Here is a 20797-nt window from a genome sequence, read left to right as displayed (position 1 = left end):
GATTTTTATAATCTGGAAAATTTGATACAAATTTATCCTAATTTCTGAAACCGATAACATGTCAATAACTTTTTTGAGGAAGGGAAAATATGCCTACAATTGATGAAATAGCAAAATTGTGCAATGTGTCTAAAACCACAGTATCAAGAGTATTGAATAATCATCCTTATGTATCAAAAGAAAAAAGAGATATGATCTTAGAGGCTATTAACGATCTTGACTACACTCCCAATTATTTAGCTCGGAATTTTAGGAGAAATAAGACACAAACGATAGCTTTATCGGTTCCGAGTATCGACCATCCATTTTTTGCTCAATTAATTAAAGGGGTCTCTCATGAAGCGCTGTTTAAGAATTACAAGGTCATTGTATTTCAAACCTTTTATGACAAACAGACAGAGCTGGAATTATTAGAGTTATTGAAACATAAAGAAGTTGATGGCATTATTCTTGGAACTTTAGAAAATGAATGGGATAAGATATCCCCTTTCTTAAAGTATGGTCCTATCTTATTGTGTAATGAATATCATCACTCAGCGGACATAACGATCATTGGGTATGATGAATTTGAAGCCGCATACATGGGGGTAGCACATTTAATTGAAAGAGGACATAAAAAAATTGGATTTTGTTTTGATACTCCATATAGCGAAGCTCAATGTCAGAGGAGAGAGGGTTACTTGAAAGCTTTACAAGATTACAATTTACATCATAGAAACGAATGGATATTCGGCGAATTGTTTAATATCGAGGATGGCTTTCGTGTTTTTCATAAGATAAAGGATCTAAAGGACAGACCCTCAGCAATATTTACAGGAAATGATCAAGTCGCCGCAGGGATTATTAAACAGGCGATAAAAAATGACTTTAAAGTTCCAGAAGACTTAGCTGTAATTGGTTTTGACAACCATTCGATTTGCCAAGTCGTTACTCCGACCATAACAACAATTGATATTCCCATAATAGAATTAGGTCAACAGGCTGTGTTGAAAATAATCGAGTATATTTCGGGGAACACTTCTTTAAACAGAAAAATTATTAAACTGCCAACAAATCTTATTATAAGAGAATCAACGTAACTATAAATTTTCACTTCCTTATCATTTTATCACTTTGTATAGAAAAAAGAGGTTATCATATATAACCTCTTTTTCAATCAGGAAATTTCACTTTCCTGCCTCATTTTGAAGTCTCCATACTCTGCAGAATAGAGTCGCTCCTGCCCTTTTCTTCCTAAGTATTCCTTTTTTTAACTAGGCATTGCTGCCGCTTATCGAACTCTCTTTGCCTTTTTTTTCACCATGAAGATGGTGAAGCAGACGATAAAACGGCGGCAAGAGGGCGATGACAAGGATGACGCGTATGACCTGAACCGCAACGACAAAGGTGGAATCGGCATGCAATGTAACAGACGTCGTCGCCATTTCTGCAATGCCGCCGGGTGCAAATGCCAAAACAGAGGTGATCAGCGAAATCCCTGTCAGTTTGGAAACGATCACCGCGCTTAAAAGCATAGCGGCAATTAAGCCGACTGATGAAATGAAACCGACGATCATGATACGTGTAACGCCGGCAAACATGCTTTTGTACATCTTAGAACCGATTGTAGCCCCCAGAAATATCTGCGAAAGATGGTTGGCCTGTGACGGCCACCATGCAAGCATGTCATGGCCTGTTATTGAAGCGCCGCCTATGTGCACGGCCGCTACACCGAGCATACTGCCGAGCAGCCACGGAGCGGGAAATTTTAAATATTTTGCCGCTTTACAAGCTCCCCAGGCAATGAAAATGAGAACGCCGGTCCACAGTACGGGAGCGAGCCCGATTTCTGTCGTAGCAGCGGATACCGTTTGTGTTGCGGCACTTGCAGGGCCATCTTGTTTAGCGTAAATCAGGATAACCAAAAACGGAATAGACAGGACCACGAGCAGCACCCGCATCATTTGAACGAGACTGACAATAGCGGTATTGGCACCGACCTCCTGAGCAATACTCGGCATGGCGGACAGTCCGCCGGGAGCCGTGCCGACAAAGCTGGTCATCATATCCGTTTTGCTGAAACGCCACAGCACATAGCCTGACAGCATGGCAAGAAGTATCGATAAAATCAGCATGATGCCGACCGAAAACCAATGATCTTTGAGGACAGACAGAACGGATAGGTTCAGCTTTTGGCCCAATTCAATGCCGAGGATCATCTGCCCGAGAGCGAGCCACCGGCGATTAATTCCTTTTTGATCTGGCGCCATCATCAGCCAAGCCGGCCGTAGCATAGCGAGACAGCAGGCGACAATCAGCGTTCCGATCATCCATCCGATCGATATTCCGGTTAACGAAAGAATAAACCCCCCGGCTGCACTGATTGCAATAAACCATAGATCTGTGAGGAGATTTTTGTCTTTCTTCAATATAAAACCCTTCTTCCTATTAACTTACAGCTCCAATTGTTCATGTAGTGAATGTATCCTTACTATAGTATATTTTTGTTGATAATGAAATTATGAATTTTTTTCTGTCAGCCATTCACTTTTCTTATGACCTTATATTCAATCTTCTCCATGATATGAGACTGCAAGAAACCGGCGGCGAGAAGACAAGCGGAAAGACTGTAAAACATGATTTCCCCGCCAAACGAAGTCAGGATCAGTCCGCCGGCCAGCGGTCCGATTGACCGTGAAATATCCCAATGCAAGCCGTATATCGCATAGAAACGGCCGAGCATATGCGGCGGCGCCAGCCGGGAAATAAAGGTTTGGATATGAGTGAGTCCGATGCTTTCTCCAACCGTCATCACGGCAGCAGTCAGCATAATCAGCGTCAAAGATGTTGAGAATGCAAAGCCGGCGGCCGCAAGTGAGTAGCTGATATAGGTGATGAGAAGAATCGCTTTCATCGGAAACTTTTCTGTCCATTTTACTAAAGGGACTTGAAGAACAAAGCTTAATAAAGCTTTTGCCGCCGAGTAGATTGCCAGCATGGACAGGTAATCAGGAAACATACTTTTGCTGAACAGCCTGTATGTCGTTTCTGTTTGCGCGTATAACATGCTGATTGGGAGAGAAAGCAGCAAAAGGATCAAAACAGGCCGATATCTTGTGAAACGCGCGGATAATGCTGCGGGATGATCTGCTTTTAGCGGCTTTGTTTCTGGTAATTTAAAGGCGGCGATAAGAAAATAAATGAACAGCGCCGCGGCATCTAGTGCAAATATCCAAACGGGATCATGAGCGTACAGCAGCAGCCCAAGCAGCGGACCTGCCGTCAAGCCTGCTGAGTAGATGGCATTGATGACGGCAAAAACTTCCGAACGTCTGCTTTCCGGCGTGCTTTCGGCGATCTGTGCGCGTGATGCAGGAATGTACAGGGATCTGCCGATGCCGTTGAGGATATAAAGGAAAGCGAAAAAATACGCATCATGAGCAAAAACAAAACCCGCCATTGCCGCTGTTTGCAGAAGCAGGGCAGTCAGGATCGCTGTTCGCCGTCCGAGCTGATCTGTCACACGTCCCGCTATGAGTGTCAGGCAAATATCAGCGAAGGGCTGAAGACTGATGATAAGCATGGGAAGCATCACGCTTCCGTTTAATTGCTCATGCAGATACAGCACCATAAACGGCCCCATCATGGCCCCTGTCAGGCTTGTCAGCATTTCGCCGAAAAATCGGAGCCAAACGGGTGCTGTGTAGCGGGATTTAATTGATTGGAAGAGGATAAACATGTGATTTCCGCCTTTCGCTGTTTGATATAGTAGTAGTGTATAGAAGGGGCGGCGGGCCAAAAAGAGAAGAAAATAAGAGAAAAAGATTCCCCTTTTTTGTCAGGAGGTGCAGGGATTGAAGCTGATTGACCACTATGTGGCGCTCGCAAAAGCTGAGAGCGGCGAACCGGGACAGATGAAGGAAATGCCGCTCAGTGAGATTGCGGCTTGTTTATATTGTACAGAGAGAAATGCGAAGCTGATTTTACATAAGATGGAGAGCAAAAAATGGATCATTCGCGAAAGCGGATCGGGGCGCGGCCATAAATCAAAAATCGCTTTTCTCCGTCAGCCGGAAGATTTGCTGCTTCAAACTGCCAAGGAATATACAACAGCCGGTAAACTTGAAAAAGCAAAAGGACTGCTTGACCATTATCAGCCGGCATTTCCGGGGATTCAAAATATGTATGACATGTGGTTTTCTGAGGTATTCGGTTTTGTAACACAAACCGGACAGGATGGTGAACAGGATGTGCTGCGCTTGTTTATAGCCCCAGCAGCGGTAAGCAGTTTTGATCCGTGCAGGATTTTTCTGCGGTCAGAGGGCCATTTTGTCAAGCAGATTTATGATACACTGCTCCGATTTGATCGGGAAAAGAGAGAGCCGCAGCCGCATTTGATCCACGGATGGAATAAGGCAGGGAAAAAAAGGTGGCGATTTTTTCTTCGGAAAGGCGTTTCTTTTCATAATGGAAAGCCATTGACGTCAAGGGATGTTGTATTTACGTTTCAGCGTTTTATGGATCATGATGAAAATCCATATAAATGGCTGCTGAAAGGTGTTGAACGGATTTCAGAGAAAGGGCCTTTTTGTGTGGACATTGAGCTCGATCAGCCGAATGAGCTTTTGCCATATATTCTTTGTGATGAACGGCTGTCTATCCTGCCGGCAGAAATGAACGGCGGGGTGAATGGGACGGGACCTTTTTGCCTTGTTCAGCATGACGAACACATGTTCATTCTTCAAGCCAACGAGCGGTACTTTAAGGGCCGGGCATTCTTAGATCGTATTGAGTTTGTGTTTTCTGAGCAAGCAGATGATATGTACGGTTTTACCCTTCGAGAAAAACAGAAACCTCCTGAGCGGCAAACTGTTTTTGAAGAACGGCATGTTCAATATTTGTCACTAAACCTCAGAAAGAAAGGGCCGCTTCAGCATCTAAGCTTGAGAAAAGCCCTTCGGCTGCTGATTTCATCTGAACAGCTCGTTCGTGAGGCGGGAGGACACAGAAGCATTCCGGTATCATCTTTTTTCCACCCGGCGCCTTTTGACTGGGGAGATGCTTCCCCTGCGGAATTAATGAAAAAAAGCGGATATGCGGGGGAAACGCTGTCACTGTTTACCTTTTCTGAAACGGATCATCGCGAGGACGCAGCGTGGATTCAAGAGGTTTGTGAACGGAACGGCATTAGGCTTGACCTGGAATTTTGTGCTGCTGCCGATTTGCGCCGCCCGGAAATCGTACAAATGGCTGACATCATTCATGACAGCGCAACGTTTTATGAAGAAGGCGAGTTTGGTTTTTTGCATTTGCTGCTTTCGGAGAACAGCTTTTTGCATCAGCATCTTTCAAATGAACAGAAACGGACATTTTCAGAAATGATAGAACGGTTTTTTTCATTGCCCGACCGGCCTTCCAGAATGAATATAGTAAAACAAATTGACCGTCAGCTTATAGGTGATTTCAGCGCGATTCCGCTGTATCAAAATGTGCTTGAGGTTGCATCGAGTGAAACTGTTGAGGGTCTGATGCTCGATGAAGAGGGGTGGATTGATTTTTACTCTGTATGGCTGTCAAAAGAGTGAAGAGGGCTCTCATTTGACCCCTCTCATGCTTCGTTACGCAGCCATTTTGCGGCAGTGATCGGCGCAGGCAAAACAAGACGTCGCACACGCTTGGCAATGATCATGATCATGCTTTTCGCATTCAGTGCCGCAGGCTTCACAAATATCGGCGCAAAGTGCGCAAATTTCTTTCATAAAGGGGCTGTCCGTTTGCATGGCTTTCACTGCCAGCGCGCAAATATCCGCACATTCCCTGTCAAGCCGGATGCAGCCGCTCAGATCGTGGTGCGCACTTTCTTCCAAACATTTTGTAAAACAATGGTTGCAAGCTTCCATACATGTGATACAAGCTTCAATGGTTTGCTGCATGCTTGATTCCCCCTCATATGTTCGTGTATGATTTTATGTTTCCCGGCTGAGGTTAAGAAAAACAGTGGAGTGTGTTTTAGGGGGAGATGGGTGTAAATATAATCTGGTCGTGTCGATCAAAACGGGTGCTAGCGATCCATCAAATAGTATAAAAACCAGACAGCATGGTTTTGTTCATCTCGTGCGGCGCGCGTAAAGATACCCTTTGCCTTTACATTTGAGGTTTCCTCAGCTGCGCGTAAGTAAAAGTCAACGGTTTTCTGTTCATCTTTAAAAGCGGCATCAAGTCCTCTTGTAAAAGTGTCCGGGCATTTTTCTGTTTGTTTCGGCATGATAGGTTTGCCTGTAATGGCTCCGTATAATGAGGAGAAATCACGGAGATGGCGGATCTCATCGCGCCTGATTTCTTCAATTTGTTTTCTGACATCGGCAGGGTGGGCAAGTTCAGCAAGCCTGCGGTAGCATTGAACCGCGCTGAATTCTCCGTTGATGGCTTTCTGGAGATTTTGAATCAAAACAGGGTCTTCCCGATATTGCGCTGGATAAGGAAAATAGCTGTAATACAAGGGGGTTCAACTCCATTCTTAAGAAATTGGGCTTCTGTAAAAGTATATGTGAGGCCAGAAAACATGTGCGGAGAAATTCACTTCTCATAAGTGAAAAGGCCGTTTTTACCAATAGATCAGATTGGTCATTTTCGTCAATATTCGATAAAATATAAACAGATAAAAAGAGAGGGGTCTTCTAATTTGGGAGCAGAGTTTTTAGTAGGCAGGTCCGGGAGTGGAAAAACGAAGCTGATCATCGACAGCATTCAAGATGAACTGCGCCGGGCTCCATTCGGGAAACCGATCATTTTTCTAGTCCCGGATCAAATGACGTTTTTAATGGAATACGAGCTTGCTAAAACGCCTGATACGGGCGGCATGATTCGTGCTCAAGTCTTCAGCTTTTCACGACTGGCCTGGCGCGTCCTCCAGCATACGGGAGGAATGAGCAGGCCGTTTCTTACGAGCACGGGCGTACAGATGCTCCTGCGGAAGCTCATTGAAGAGCACAAACAGGAGTTTAAAGTCTATCAAAAAGCAAGTGATAAAAGCGGTTTTACCGCACAGGTAGAACGGATGCTGACTGAGTTTAAGAGATACTGTCTGGAACCGGAAGATATTCGACGGATGGCGGATAGCGGAACAGCTTCCGAGTATCGGGGGGAACGTGTTTTATCTGAAAAGCTTCATGATTTATCGATCCTGTACCAGCAGATGGAAAAAAGCCTTGAGGATCAGTATCTTCATTCTGAGGATTATTTGACGCTATTGGCAGAGCATATCCCGCAGGCGGAAGATTTGAAAGGGGCACATGTCTATGTAGACGGCTTTTATCAGTTTACACCGCAGGAATTCAGGGTGTTAGAGCAGCTTATGCTTCAGGCAGAGCATATCACGTTTTCACTCACAGCGGACAAGCCGTCACATGAGGGGGAGCCGCAGGAACTTGATTTGTTCAGAATGACGGGAAAAACGTATTATCGCCTCCACCAGACGGCAAAGGAACTGAATCTGGACATCACCTATAAAGAGCTTGATGAATCAAAGCGGCACAAGCGCGCACCGGAATTAGCCCATTTAGAAGCACAGTATGAAGCGCGTCCGGTTATTCCGTTTGCTGAGAAACAAGAGGCTTTTACCGTGATGCAGGCCGCAAACAGACGAGCAGAGCTGGAAGGTATTGCCCGGGAAATCCACAGCCTTGTCAGAGAGAAGGGCTACCGTTACAAGGATATGGCGATTCTAGCGCGTCAACCGGAAGACTATAAGGATATGGTCAAGGAAGTATTTGCAGATTACGAGATTCCTTATTTTATTGACGGGAAAACATCTATGCTGAACCACCCGTTAGTAGAATTTATCCGGTCAAGCCTTGACGTATTAAAGGGAAATTGGCGTTATGAAGCGGTGTTCCGCTGCGTGAAAACCGAACTGTTATTTCCGCTTAACCAGCCGAAGGCCAAGGTAAGAGAGCAGGTTGATCAGCTGGAGAATTACTGTATCGCTTACGGGATCAAAGGCGATCGCTGGACAAAGGGTGATCGTTTCCATTACAGGCGTTTTGTGTCGTTAGATGATGAATTTGCGCAGACCGATCAAGAAATCGAAATAGAAAACATGCTGAATGACACGCGCGATTGGATTGTTCCGCCGCTGTTCCAGCTGCAGAAACGAATGAAAAAAGCAAAAACGGTTCAAGAGAAGGCGGAGGCGCTTTACCGTTATTTAGAAGAGACGGATGTGCCGCTGAAGCTGGATCAGGAAAGACAGCGGGCTGAGGAAGACGGCAGAATCATTGAAGCGCAGCAGCACCAGCAGGCGTGGGATGCAGTCATTCAGCTGCTTGAGGAGTTTGTGGAAATGATGGGCGAAGATGACATTTCTCTCGATTTGTTTCAGCAAATGATGGAGACTGGTGCAGAGTCGCTGACATTCTCTCTCATCCCTCCGGCGCTTGATCAGGTGTTTGTCGGCAATATGGATTTGTCCAGAATATACGGCACCTCATACACCTTTGTGATCGGGGCAAACGACGGCGTCCTGCCGGCTCGCCCTGACGAAAACGGGGTGCTGTCGGATGATGATCGTGAGTGGCTGAAGACGATAGGTATAGAGCTTTCCTCCGGCGGGCGGGAGCGTCTGCTTGATGAGCATTTCCTCATCTATATGGCGCTTTCAAGCCCGTCTGACCGCCTTTATGTGACGTATCCGATTGCTGATGCGGAAGGGAAAACGCTTTTGCCGTCGATTGTAATCAAGCGGCTGGAAGAACTGTTTCCGCAGCATCGTGAGCGTCTATTGACAAATGAACCGGAGCAGGTCAGCGATGAGGAACAGCTTATGTACCTTGTCAATAAAAGCGTGGCGCAATCATACACCGCTAGCCAGCTCAGATTATGGACGAGGGAATATGAGATCAGCGACGTCTGGTGGAGCGCGTATAATGCGCTGATGAATGAACCTGACAGGCTGGAATCGAAAAAGCTTTTCTCTAGCCTGTTTTTCCGAAATGAAGTCAAGCAGCTTGAACGCTCTGTATCGAGACAGCTCTATGGTGAACGCATTCAAGGGAGCGTGTCGAGGATGGAAACCTTTAACGCTTGCCCGTTCTCCCATTTTGCGTCCCACGGGTTGCATCTGAAGGAACGTCAATTTTTCAAGCTTGAAGCACCGGATATCGGGCAGCTCTTTCACTCCAGCTTAAAACTGATTTCAGACCGGCTTCGTGAGCAAAAAATAGATTGGCGCGACCTAACGAAGGAGCAGTGCGAGCTGTTTTCTTATGATGCGGTCGAGCGGCTGGCGCCGAAACTGCAAAAAGAAATTCTGCTCAGTTCAAACAGACATTATTACGTGAAGGAAAAACTGCAAAAAATTGTGACACGCGTATCCGGCATTTTAAGCGAGCATGCAAAAGCGAGCGGATTCGTGCCGATCGGCCTTGAATTGGGCTTTGGCGGAAAGGGCCCGCTCCCGCCGCTTACCTTTAAGCTGAAAAACGGCTGTACGATGGAGCTCGTCGGGCGGATTGACCGCGTGGATAAAGCGGAAAGCTCTAAAGGCCTGCTCCTCCGAATTGTCGACTATAAATCCAGCGATAAAGGCCTTGACTTGGCGGAAGTGTATTACGGACTTGCGCTGCAAATGCTGACGTATCTGGATTTATCGATTACACATTCGTTAGACTGGCTAGGAATGAAAGCCACGCCGGCCGGAGTGCTGTATTTCCATATTCATGACCCGATGATCCAATCGAATCTTCCGCTCGGACTTGATGAAATTGAACAGGAAATTTTTAAGAAATTTAAGATGAAGGGCCTCCTCCTTGGTGATCAGGAAGCGATTCGCCTCATGGATACAACCCTTCAAGAAGGAAGATCAAATATCATCAATGCGGGCCTGAAGAAAGACGGCTCACTCAGATCGGATTCAGCGGCAGTCGGTGAAAAAGAATTTGAGCTGTTGACGAAGCATGTGCGCCGCACCTTCCAAGAAGCAGGCGAGCAAATCACTGACGGGCGCGTATCCATTGAGCCGTATAAAATGAAGAACAAGACGCCTTGCACATACTGTGCGTTCAAATCAGTATGCCAATTTGATGAATCATTAGAAGAAAACGAGTATCGTCTGTTAAAGGCCGAAAAGGACAAGACGGTACTTGATTGGATAAAGAAGGAGGCTGATGGCAATGAACATTCCTAAACCGGCAGACAGCACATGGACAGATGACCAGTGGAATGCCATCGTCTCAACCGGCCAGGATATCCTTGTGGCAGCGGCGGCAGGCTCCGGTAAAACCGCTGTTCTTGTCGAAAGAATGATCCGGAAAATCACGGCGGAAGAAAATCCGATTGATGTAGACCGGCTTCTCGTTGTCACCTTTACAAACGCCTCAGCGGCAGAGATGAAACACCGGATCGCGGATGCACTGGAAAAAGAGCTGGTGAAACGCCCAGGATCACTGCATATCCGACGCCAGCTGTCGCTGTTAAACCGGGCCAGCATTTCAACGCTTCATTCGTTTTGCCTGCAGGTGCTGAAAAAATATTACTACCTGATTGATCTTGATCCGGGCTTTCGGATTGCTGATCAGACAGAAGGCGAGCTTCTCGGGGACGAGGTGCTTGATGAGCTGTTTGAGGATGAATATGCAAAGGGTGATAAGGCGTTCTTTGAGCTTGTCGACCGCTACACGACTGACCGGCATGACTTAGATCTGCAATATCTCGTGAAACAGGTGTACGAGTATTCCCGTTCCCATCCTGATCCGGAGACATGGCTGAAAAGCTTTGTTCATTTGTATGATGTAACAGAAAAGAGCGCGATCGAGGAACTGCCGTTTTATCCGTATGTCAAAGAAGATATTGCGATGGTGCTGGACGGAGCAAAGGAAAAGCTGCAGCGTGCCCTTGAGCTGACAAAAGCGCCGGGCGGACCTGCGCCGCGCGCTGAAAATTTTCTCGATGATCTCGCGCAGATTGATGACCTGATTCAGCATCAGGATGACTTCAATGAACTTTATCAACGCGTGCCCGCTGTCTCCTTTAAGCGTGCAAAAGCGGTGAAAGGGGACGAGTTCGATCCCGTCTTGCTTGATGAAGCGACAGACTTAAGAAATGGCGCCAAAAAACTGCTTGAAAAACTTAAAACCGATTACTTCACCAGAAGCCCGGAGCAGCATGTAAAAAGTTTGGCTGACATGGAGCCTGTCATTGAAACACTCGTCCAGCTTGTTATCAGCTACGGGAAACGGTTTGAAGCCGCGAAGCAGGAGAAATCGCTTATCGATTTTTCTGATTTGGAGCATTATTGCCTGTCCATCTTGACCGCTGTGAACGAAAAAGGCGAACGTGAGCCGAGTGAGGCGGCAAGATTTTATCAAGAGCAGTTTCATGAGGTGCTTGTCGATGAATATCAGGATACCAACCTGGTGCAAGAATCCATTCTTCAGCTCGTCACAAGCGGGCCGGAAGAGACAGGCAACCTGTTTATGGTAGGAGATGTCAAACAGTCGATTTATCGATTCAGGCTTGCGGAGCCGCTTCTTTTTCTTTCAAAGTACAAACGGTTTACAGAGAGCGGAGAAGGTACTGGCCGGAAAATCGACTTGAACAAAAACTTTCGAAGCAGGGCTGATATTTTAGACAGCACAAACTTCTTGTTCAAACAGCTGATGGGCGGCAAAATCGGCGAGGTAGATTATGATGAACAGGCTGAGCTGAAACTCGGAGCGGCGTATCCGGAAAACAACGAAACGGAAACAGAGCTGCTGCTGATTGACAAGTCAGAGGAGGCGGACGCAGGCGAGGAAGCGGAAGAGCTGGAAACGGTGCAGTTCGAAGCTAAAGCGATCGCTAAAGAAATACGCAAGCTGATCTCATCGCCATTTAAAGTATATGACGGGAAAACGAAGACACACCGCAATATTCAATACCGCGATATCGTGATTTTGCTGCGATCGATGCCGTGGGCGCCGCAAATCATGGAGGAACTGCGAGCTCAGGGCATACCGGTTTACGCCAATTTAACATCAGGATACTTTGATGCGGTAGAAGTGTCTGTGGTGCTTTCTGTCCTGAAGGTGATTGATAACCCGTATCAGGATATTCCGCTTGCTTCCGTTCTGCGTTCACCGATTGTCGGTGCTGACGAGAACGAGCTGTCTTTGATCCGGCTTGAAAACAAAAAGGCGCCGTACTATGAAGCAATGAAAGACTATCTGGCAGCCGGCGACCGAAACGATGAGCTCTATCAAAAGCTGCAAACGTTTTACGGACATTTGCAAAAGTGGCGCGCTTTTTCGAAAAACCATTCGGTGTCCGAGCTGATCTGGGAAGTGTACCGCGACACAAAATATATGGATTATGTCGGCGGGATGCCGGGCGGAAAACAGCGCCAGGCTAACTTGCGTGTCCTTTATGACCGGGCGCGCCAATATGAATCGACGGCATTTCGCGGCCTGTTTCGCTTCTTGAGGTTTATCGAACGCATGCAGGAACGGGGCGATGATCTGGGAACGGCGAGAGCGTTGACCGAACAGGAGGATGTTGTCCGTTTGATGACGATTCACAGCAGCAAAGGGCTCGAATTTCCAGTCGTCTTCACAGCGGGACTCGGCCGGAATTTCAACATGATGGATCTCAACAAATCCTACCTGCTGGACAAGGAGCTTGGGTTTGGCACGAAATTTATCCATCCTGAATGGCGCATCAGCTATCCGACGCTTCCGCTCATCGCGATGAAGAAAAAAATGCGCAGGGAACTGCTGTCTGAGGAATTGCGTGTCCTCTATGTTGCTTTAACGAGGGCAAAGGAAAAGCTGTTTCTTGTAGGCTCATGCAAGGATCATCAGAAACAGCTGGCAAAATGGCAGGCATCCGCGTCCCAAGCTGACTGGCTTCTGCCGGAATTTGACCGCTATCAGGCGAAAACGTATTTGGATTTCATCGGACCAGCTCTTGTCAGACACAGAGACTTGGAGTCTTTAGCTGAGGGCGGTACGGCAGCGGTTTCTGATATATCAGGCCATCCGGCCCGCTTTGCTATTCAAATGATTCATTCATATGATCTGCTTGATGATGAGCTGGAAGAGAGACTGGAAGAAAAAAGCGAACGTCTTGAAGCGATCCGCCGTGGTGAACCGGTTCCCGGCCCGTTTGCATTTGAGGAAAAAGCTCGCGAGCGGCTGGCCTGGAAGTATCCGCATCGCGAGGTGACACAAATTCGCACGAAGCAGTCTGTTTCTGAGATTAAGAGAAGAAGAGAGTACGAAGACGAATACAGCGGACGGGCGCCCGTTAAACCGGCTGATGGAAGCATTCTGTACAGACGCCCGGCTTTCATGATGAAAAAAGGCCTGACAGCAGCAGAAAAAGGAACAGCTATGCATACGGTCATGCAGCATATTCCGCTGACACATGTGCCGACGATAGAAGAAGCGGAGCGGACAGTGCAGCATCTTTATGAAAAAGAGCTGCTCACCGAAGAACAGCAATCCGCTATCAATATCGAGGAAATCGTTCAATTTTTCCATACGGAAATTGGCGAAAAACTGATCGGCGCTAAATGGAAGAACCGCGAAGTTCCATTCAGTTTGGCGCTTCCGGCAAAAGAGATTTATCCTGATGCGAAAGAGGCGGATGAGCCGCTATTGGTGCAGGGGATCATCGATTGTCTCTACGAAACAGAGGATGGCTTATATTTGCTGGACTATAAAACAGACCGAATTGAGGGTAAATTCCAGCACGGCTTTGAAGGAGCAGCCCCGATCCTGAAAAAGAGATATGAAACGCAAATTCAGCTGTACACAAGGGCCGTTGAACAAATTGCTCAAACGAAGGTAAGAGGGTGTGCGCTTTATTTCTTTGACGGAGGGCACATTCTGACTTTATAACGAGATCCATAAGCTCCGGGAATTCAGACGGAGCGGATCTCGTTTTCTATACAAAAGAGAGGTGAACGCATTTGCGGATTTTACATACGGCTGACTGGCATCTAGGAAAAACCCTTGAAGGAAGAAGCAGGCTGAGTGAACAGGCGGATGTATTGGACGAACTGAATACAATCGTAAAGGAAGAGCAGATCGATGCTATTGTGATGGCGGGAGACGCGTTTGATACCGTGAACCCGCCGGCTTTAGCCGAGCAGTTATTTTATGAAAGCCTGTCCGCTCTCAGTGACAGAGGAAAGCGCCCGATCGTTATCATTGCCGGAAACCATGATAATCCTGACAGATTGTCCGCTGCTTCACCGCTGACACATGAGAACGGCATTTATTTAATCGGCTATCCGACAACTGAACCGCTTCATATAGAAGTGCCTTCAGCAGGTGAGCTTTTGGCTGTCGGAGCGCTGGCATATCCGTCTGAGGCACGGTTAAATGAAGTTCTTTCCGATATATTTGATGAGAAACTTCTCCGTGATCACTATGATGTGAAAATCAGGCAGGCGTTTGAACAGATTACAAGCCGCTACCGAAAAGACGCCGTAAAGATTGCCGCCAGCCATATTTATGTTGCGGGCGGCAACCAAACGGACTCGGAGCGGCCGATTGAAGTCGGCGGCGCTTATACGGTGGCCGCTGAAAGCCTGCCGGCGGAGGCCGCTTACGTGGCGCTCGGCCATTTGCATCGGCCGCAAACGATTAAACGGGCGCGAACGCTTGCGCGGTATTCTGGATCTCCGCTGGCCTACAGCTTTTCTGAGGCAGGCTACGCCAAATCGGTGACCATTGTAGACGCAAAGCCTGGCGAAGAGGCCTCATGGCATGAGGTTTTATTATCAAGCGGCAAGTCTCTCGTAAAATGGAAAGCGGCAAATGGTTTAAGCGAGGTATACAGCTGGCTCGAAGAAGGCAGGGATCAGAATGCCTGGATTGATCTTGAAATCCGTGTGACGGACCAGCTGTCACTTGAAGACATTCACAGACTGCGAAAAGCACATCCGGGCTTTATCCATATCAGGCCGGTCTTTGAAGAACAAAACATTGAGCGCGAACGGATCGAGGTTAGGCATGTGTCCATCGAAGACCGTTTTAAGAAATTTTATGAAAAACAGACAGGCGGCGCAGTGCCGGATGATGAAATGGTGAAGCTGTTTTTAGAGCTTGCATCAGGCGCAGAAGATGAGGAGGAAGCAAGATGAAGCCGATCGCCTTAACGATAAAAGGGCTCCACAGCTTTAGGGAGGAGCAGACGATAGATTTTGACAGCCTTTCCGGTGCGGGTGTCTTCGGTATTTTCGGGCCGACAGGAAGCGGTAAATCCTCGATCCTTGATGCGATGACCCTTGCTTTATACGGAAAGGTAGAGCGGGCGGCGAACAATACGCACGGGATCTTAAACCATGCGGAAGATTCGCTGACTGTTTCCTTTACCTTTGCGCTTCAGACTAATCATCAAACCTCTTACAAAGTCGAGCGTGTGTTTAAGAGAACGGATGAAATGAAGGTGAAAACAGCACTTTGCCGTTTCATCGAGATCAAGGATGAGCAAACTGTGCTTGCTGATAAGGCCAATGAAGTGAACAAAAGAGTCGAGGAGCTCTTGGGGCTGACCATCGACGACTTTACGAGAGCGGTTGTGCTGCCGCAAGGGAAGTTTGCTGAATTTCTTTCCTTAAAAGGGGCGGAACGCAGGCATATGCTTCAGCGTTTATTCAATTTGGAACAGTATGGAGACCGCCTTGTGAAAAAGCTGAGACGGCAGGCGCAGGAAGCCAATGCGAGAAAAAACGAAATGCTTGCAGAGCAATCGGGTCTCGGCGAGGCGAGTTCAGAAGCGGTTGAACAAGCTGAACAAGCGGTTGAACAAGCGGAAGCCAAACTGGAATCAGTGAGAAAAAATCGTGATCAAATAAAAGAACGGTTTGCGGAGCATCAAGAGATCTGGAATGTCCAAAAGGAAAAAATCGTTTATGAAGCAGAGAAAAAGCGGCTTGAAGAGGAAGAACCGCATGTCGGCAGCATGCAAAAACGCCTGGCGGAAGCGGAAACAGCAGCCGCTTTAAAGCCGTATGCGGACCGGTACTTGGAAGCGGTACAGCATGAGGAGAAGGCCGCGAGGGAAGAAGTGCTTGCCCAAAAGGATTTAACAGAACGTACCGCTTTCTTTCAGCAAAAGAATGGAGAATATGAAGCGTGGCGCCGCCATAAAAGCGAGAAAGAGCCAGAGCTTTTAGCTGAGCAGGAACAGCTCTTCCGCTTGCAGGAGATCGAAATCAAATTGAGAGAGGCCCAGCAGGAGGCAGAGCGCAAACAGGCTGAACTTCAGCAGAAGGCCGAAAATCTTCAATCTGTCATGAAGGAATTAGAAACCGTAACTGACCGTCTTACAAGGGGACAAAACAGACAGACGGAATTAAAACAGCAGCTCAAAACCTTGCAGGTAACCACTGATGAGCGGAAAAGCTGCCAGCAGGCCGCTGAAATGGCTTTGCGGATCAGACAGACTGAGGAGCAGCTGGCAAAAGAGAAAAAACGCATTGACGCATTGAACCTTGTATTACAGAAGATGAATGAGGAAAAGAACACACTCGTTCAAAAGGCTGAAGCGGAAGAAAATAAAATCATACAGGCATATGAGGCTGTGCAAGCTGTGTATCATATGGTCTGCGAGACGGAACGATCCCTTACGCGTACTGCTGATCAGGCAAAACAGCGACAAAACACACTTCATACTCAGCGTGAGAAAGCAAGAATGGCGGCACTTACCAAGGAGTTATCGGAAAAATTGATTGCCGGAAAACCTTGCCCGGTCTGCGGTTCAACCGATCATGATCCGTCTGCCTCAGCACATGGGACATATGAGCCGGATCGCAACGTTGAAGCAGAAATCAAACAGACAGAAGATTTGCTGTCAGAAACGGCGGCGCTCAGTCAGGAGATTCTTTCTGCCAAAATCACACTTGAAGAGCAGTCCGCCCGCTTTCTCGAGCAGTGTCCGTTTTTGAAATCGATTCAAGCGCCGACCCTTGAGGCAGCTGCTTCCTGCGAGAATCAGCCGGTGCAGGAAGCTTTTCATGCCGCAAAAATTGAATGGAAGCAAATCAAACAGGACATCCTGTCAGTCAAAACACGAATGACCCAAATGATTGGCGCATATCAGGAATCATTAAAAAAAGTCGAGCAGCTTAATGAAAGAATGAGTTTTGAAAAAAGAGAGGCTGACCGTATTGGCAGCATGATCGCAGAGCTTCAGTCCTCGATGGACAGCCAGCAGAAGATGTTTCATGAAGCATTTGAAGGCCAATCCCTGGATGAAGCGGAAAAATGGCAGCAAGCCATTGAAGAAAAGGATCGGGCCGCGGAAGAGTGCGAGAAACGAATTGAACGCAGTATCGCTTTTCTTTCTGAGCATGAGTCACAAAAGGAGCGGCTGCGGGAATCGAGCCATCAGCTTGAAAGGGAAAAACTGGAGCTTCACTATGCCGCAGAACGTACGAAGGGCGTCGTAGCTGATTATAAGCAGGAACTCGGAGACTATGTAAAAGAGGATTCCATCCAAACGAAGCTCCGCTCAGTTCAGCAGGATCTGAAATGTTTAAAGGAAAAAGAACAATCTCTATATGAAGAGCTGCAAAGCGCCCAAATGATGCTCAATCAGGCAAAAAGCCGCGCTTCAGCAAGCGAGCATACGCTTAAGGAAGCGGAAGAAAGGTTGAAAAAAGCGGAAGCGGATTGGCTTGAACATGCGAAAAGCACCCGCTTTGTCCGGGCTGACGAGGTGGAGCGCAGTCTTATCCCAGCCGATGAGCTTGAAAAGATCAAAGGCAGCATTGACCAGTTTTTGGATAAATGTAAGCAAAATGCCGCAAACTTAAAACGTGTGTCTGATAAGCTCGCCGGCAGATCCTTATCCGAAAGTGAATGGAACGAAACCGTCACGTCCTTAAAAGAAGCCGAGGAGGCATTTGGGACTGCTATGGAAGAAAAAGGAGCGGCGGCCAAAGCACTGGCTGTGATCCGCGACCATCACAAACGTTTCAATGAAATTGAAGCTGAGCTGAAAAAATGGCAGACCCATATCGACAGGCTGGACAAGCTTCAAGCAGTGTTTAAAGGCAATACGTTCGTTGAATTTTTAGCTGAGGAACAGCTTGAAAGTGTTGCACGGGATGCGTCAGCACGGCTCGGCGTGCTGACAAGACAGCGTTATGCCATTGAAGTGGATTCAGAAGGCGGATTTGTGATGCGGGATGATGCCAATGGAGGTGTTAAGCGCCCGGTATCAAGCTTGTCAGGAGGGGAGACCTTCCTTACCTCGCTTTCTCTTGCTCTCGCACTTTCTGCACAGATCCAGCTTCGCGGTGAATACCCGCTGCAGTTCTTTTTCTTGGATGAAGGGTTTGGAACGCTTGACCAAGATCTGCTTGATACGGTTGTCACCGCCTTGGAAAAACTGCAATCAGACAATCTGTCTGTCGGCGTGATCAGCCATGTGCAGGAACTGCGGGCGCGGCTTCCGAAAAAGCTGATCGTACATCCGGCTGAACCTAGCGGACGCGGCACAAGGGTAACACTTGAGATGATGTAAGGGGGGCGCGGATGTGGCAAAACAGACTGTCGGGATATGTGAGCTATGCGGGCGGAGCGATGTCCAGCTGACAGAGCACCACCTCACACCGAAGGAAGAAGGCGGAACGTTCCTGCCGACTGCGATGCTTTGCATCCCTTGCCATAAACAGATCCACGCCTTGTATACAAATCAGGAGCTGGCAGTTCGACTGTCCGGAATAGAAGAGCTCAGAAACGATCCGCAGCTTGCCCGGTTTGTTAAATGGATCAGAAAACAGCCGCCTGAAAAGCTGATTAAAACAAAGAAGTCCAATGAACGGAAAAAGAAAAAATAAAAAGCAGCCCTCTCTTTGCAGAGCGGCTGCTTTTTATCCGTTTCCAACCATATCCTGATCGCTGACATCGGGGTCTATATAATTTGTCGCGTTGACTACGTTGTTTAAAAGAAGGAAATCTCCCGTGTTTCCTGCTCCCGAACCGAGCGCAGATTTTGAAGAGCTTTTCGGAGAAAGGTAAAAGGAATCACCAAAGTTCACGACTCCGCCCGATATGGAATTGATAGCTATAGGCCCGACAATTGCTGGCATAGACGACACCCTTTATAGAAGTCTCTGTTTATTATATGCCCGTGCCGGACGATTGTGAGTTTGGAGGCAGAATCTGACGGATATGTTTAATCCGCGCGTCGCCGCGTACGACCGAAGCTGAGCCTGCGTGAAAGACGGAAGAGGATGAGACCCCTTGAATTTTGATGTTGCGGACATGGATGACAGGCACCTCATGGCAAAAAGCGGTTTGCACGCCCGTTTCCGGAAGAAGCTTCACAGCGTGCTGATCAAAAATAGGGTACTCCTTTCTGTTAAATGAGCCCTCATTTTCATAAAACGTTGAAAGCGAGCGCTGAACAGCGAGCACTTTTATTTTCATATCAATTTCGTTTGTATCGCCTGCTTGAAATACGCTTGATATTCCGAGTGAGTTAAACTTAATCTGTCTGATGCGTGATATACGCTTAAGCATGATTCGACGGCAGCGGAGCAAACGGACCGATAATAAGGGATTCAGGCGGCGTATCGAAAATAGAAGATAAATAGATGGATTCTGCGTCTCCAATTTGGAAAACAGAGGAACTGGATACACCGTTCATTCGGATATCCCCGACTTCCAGGCTGCGGTTGACGACGGTAAAGATCATGCTTGCTCATCTCCTTTCATCTCGGAGGGGATATGTTCGAGAAAATGTTCCACAGCACGGATCACGTCACGCTTCACATGCTCAGCGATATGTTCCGCATATTGTTTGGGCGGCGTGTTTTCTTCTTTTTTGATATGGGACATATAATAGTGAATCCGGCTGTCTATTTGTTTTCTGATGTCCTCAATTACATGATGCCGATTTGTGTCGTCAAGCCTGCTGTCATATTGGTTTTCTAGCTGCTCCAAAACAGCCGGGATTTCCTCGGTTAAGTACATGTCGACGTTCTGCCGGATTTGCTGCATGAGCTGGGCGCTCTCTTCCTGCTGCATCATTCCGATTTCCGGTGTAGTCTGGCTCACTTCAAAGTTTTGAACGCTGTTCGGTTCTGTCGGATTTAAACCGATATTCAGCGTGCCGTCGAGCCGTTCGATTTTCAGCTGATCAAATTTATATTCCACACGCTCAATGGTTGTGGCCGGCCGCTGTTTCATCGTATTCATTTCAGTTTGCATCTCTTTCAGCTGGCGTTCGAGCTGCTGAATATGCAGCGCCTGCTGCTGAACGAAGGAATTCAAATTTTGCAAGTAAGAGGAAATGGATTGATCATACATGTTCTTTCACCTCTCATCTTATTATTAACGGCCAGGGGGCTGGAGCGGCACCAATGATCCTGTATCGGGCCCTTCCGATTCAACCTGTTCCCCCGAAGCGGAAACTTCAGGTGCGGGTTCCACATAGCTGCCCGTATTATACAAGTTTGAAAGAGACTTAATAGATCCGGCGCTCCCGATTTGCAGTATGGAGGAGTTGCTGATTGATTCCAGCCGGAGATAGTTAATTTGGATGGTTTGATTGATATAAAAATTCATGAAGCACCGCTCCTTTACGCATTGCCTGCGATCGGCTGATCAACCACATCATTGTCGTACACATTCGTTGCGTTTTTATAATTCATCACCTTCAGACTGTCACCGGTATTAAAGCTGCCTGCCCCGGCAAACGTTCTGACCTCGGCTTGAGGAGAAATGGTAATGCAGTCTCCGATATGAACGACTCCGCTCGTACCGACCGCATTAATTTTAAACGCTCCGACAATTGCCGGCATACGAGCACATCCTTTGTTGGA

Annotated in this window: 17 protein-coding genes; 7 read left to right on the top strand and 10 right to left on the bottom strand. The window is 47.4% G+C overall.

Annotation, left to right across the window (positions count from 1 at the left end; translation table 11 throughout):
- The first annotated feature begins 89 nt into the window (after positions 1–89).
- Complete coding sequence (gene ntdR / locus DIC78_RS04310) at positions 90–1079, top strand: NTD biosynthesis operon transcriptional regulator NtdR (protein WP_127695520.1); 990 nt, start codon at positions 90–92, stop codon at positions 1077–1079.
- 174 nt (positions 1080–1253) lie between these two features.
- Here ntdR and DIC78_RS04305 read toward each other — a convergent pair whose 3' ends face one another.
- A complete protein-coding gene (locus tag DIC78_RS04305) occupies positions 1254–2408 on the bottom strand; it encodes an AbrB family transcriptional regulator (RefSeq protein ID WP_127695518.1) in 1155 nt (384 codons plus the stop codon).
- A 107-nt stretch (positions 2409–2515) separates the two neighbouring features.
- Positions 2516–3718 (bottom strand): MDR family MFS transporter, encoded by a 1203-nt coding sequence (locus DIC78_RS04300; RefSeq protein WP_127695516.1) that lies wholly within the window; start codon positions 3716–3718, stop codon positions 2516–2518.
- 115 nt (positions 3719–3833) lie between these two features.
- Here DIC78_RS04300 and DIC78_RS04295 point away from each other — a divergent pair, with 115 nt between their 5' ends.
- Entirely contained in the window at positions 3834–5564 is a 1731-nt protein-coding gene (locus DIC78_RS04295; protein ID WP_106022374.1) for an SgrR family transcriptional regulator, read from the top strand.
- Positions 5565–5597: 33 nt separating this feature from the next.
- Here the strand turns inward: DIC78_RS04295 and DIC78_RS04290 are convergent, their stop codons facing one another.
- Both DIC78_RS04290 and DIC78_RS04285 read right to left on the bottom strand, forming a co-directional pair.
- The gene (locus DIC78_RS04290) at positions 5598–5912 is read right to left on the bottom strand and encodes a four-helix bundle copper-binding protein (RefSeq protein ID WP_044156484.1); all 315 of its coding nucleotides are present in this window, start codon (positions 5910–5912) and stop codon (positions 5598–5600) included.
- Between the two features lie 128 nt (positions 5913–6040).
- Positions 6041–6478, bottom strand: coding sequence for a ferritin family protein (locus DIC78_RS04285; RefSeq protein ID WP_044156482.1), 438 nt, complete (start codon positions 6476–6478; stop codon positions 6041–6043).
- Positions 6479–6661: 183 nt separating this feature from the next.
- Here DIC78_RS04285 and addB point away from each other — a divergent pair, with 183 nt between their 5' ends.
- From addB to DIC78_RS04260, 5 genes are all read left to right on the top strand, one after another.
- Positions 6662–10162, top strand: a complete 3501-nt coding sequence (gene addB / locus DIC78_RS04280; protein ID WP_127695514.1) for a helicase-exonuclease AddAB subunit AddB — start codon at positions 6662–6664, stop codon at positions 10160–10162.
- Positions 10149–13853, top strand: a complete 3705-nt coding sequence (addA, locus tag DIC78_RS04275; protein WP_127695512.1) for a helicase-exonuclease AddAB subunit AddA — start codon at positions 10149–10151, stop codon at positions 13851–13853. Before addB ends, addA begins: the two co-directional genes overlap by 14 nt.
- Before the next feature lie 71 nt (positions 13854–13924).
- Positions 13925–15103, top strand: a complete 1179-nt coding sequence (sbcD, locus tag DIC78_RS04270) for an exonuclease subunit SbcD (RefSeq protein ID WP_106022371.1) — start codon at positions 13925–13927, stop codon at positions 15101–15103.
- Entirely contained in the window at positions 15100–18492 is a 3393-nt protein-coding gene (gene sbcC, locus DIC78_RS04265; protein WP_127695510.1) for an exonuclease subunit SbcC, read from the top strand. The genes sbcD and sbcC overlap by 4 nt, the downstream gene beginning before the upstream one ends.
- A gap of 13 nt (positions 18493–18505) precedes the next feature.
- Positions 18506–18808 carry an HNH nuclease-like protein HlpB gene (locus DIC78_RS04260; RefSeq protein ID WP_024120842.1) on the top strand — a complete coding sequence of 101 codons (303 nt, stop codon included), beginning with the start codon at positions 18506–18508 and terminating at the stop codon, positions 18806–18808.
- Between the two features lie 33 nt (positions 18809–18841).
- Here the strand turns inward: DIC78_RS04260 and DIC78_RS04255 are convergent, their stop codons facing one another.
- Genes DIC78_RS04255 through DIC78_RS04230 form a run of 6 tightly spaced genes read right to left on the bottom strand, consistent with a single transcriptional unit; the run spans position 18842 to position 20776 of the window.
- The gene (locus DIC78_RS04255; RefSeq protein ID WP_095713669.1) at positions 18842–19060 is read right to left on the bottom strand and encodes a spore germination protein; all 219 of its coding nucleotides are present in this window, start codon (positions 19058–19060) and stop codon (positions 18842–18844) included.
- A 31-nt stretch (positions 19061–19091) separates the two neighbouring features.
- Entirely contained in the window at positions 19092–19493 is a 402-nt protein-coding gene (locus DIC78_RS04250) for a spore germination protein GerPE (protein ID WP_095713668.1), read from the bottom strand.
- Positions 19486–19668, bottom strand: a complete 183-nt coding sequence (gerPD, locus tag DIC78_RS04245) for a spore germination protein GerPD (RefSeq protein WP_024120844.1) — start codon at positions 19666–19668, stop codon at positions 19486–19488. Before gerPD ends, DIC78_RS04250 begins: the two co-directional genes overlap by 8 nt.
- Entirely contained in the window at positions 19665–20282 is a 618-nt protein-coding gene (gene gerPC, locus DIC78_RS04240; protein WP_127695508.1) for a spore germination protein GerPC, read from the bottom strand. Before gerPC ends, gerPD begins: the two co-directional genes overlap by 4 nt.
- Positions 20283–20306: 24 nt before the next feature.
- The gene (locus DIC78_RS04235) at positions 20307–20540 is read right to left on the bottom strand and encodes a spore germination protein GerPB (RefSeq protein ID WP_024120846.1); all 234 of its coding nucleotides are present in this window, start codon (positions 20538–20540) and stop codon (positions 20307–20309) included.
- Between the two features lie 14 nt (positions 20541–20554).
- Positions 20555–20776 (bottom strand): spore germination protein, encoded by a 222-nt coding sequence (locus DIC78_RS04230; RefSeq protein ID WP_010333672.1) that lies wholly within the window; start codon positions 20774–20776, stop codon positions 20555–20557.
- Positions 20777–20797: the final 21 nt, after the last annotated feature.

This window comes from Bacillus halotolerans, assembly GCF_004006435.1.
Taxonomy (GTDB): Bacteria; Bacillota; Bacilli; order Bacillales; family Bacillaceae; genus Bacillus; species Bacillus halotolerans.
This window is presented reverse-complemented; position numbering and strand designations above follow the sequence as displayed.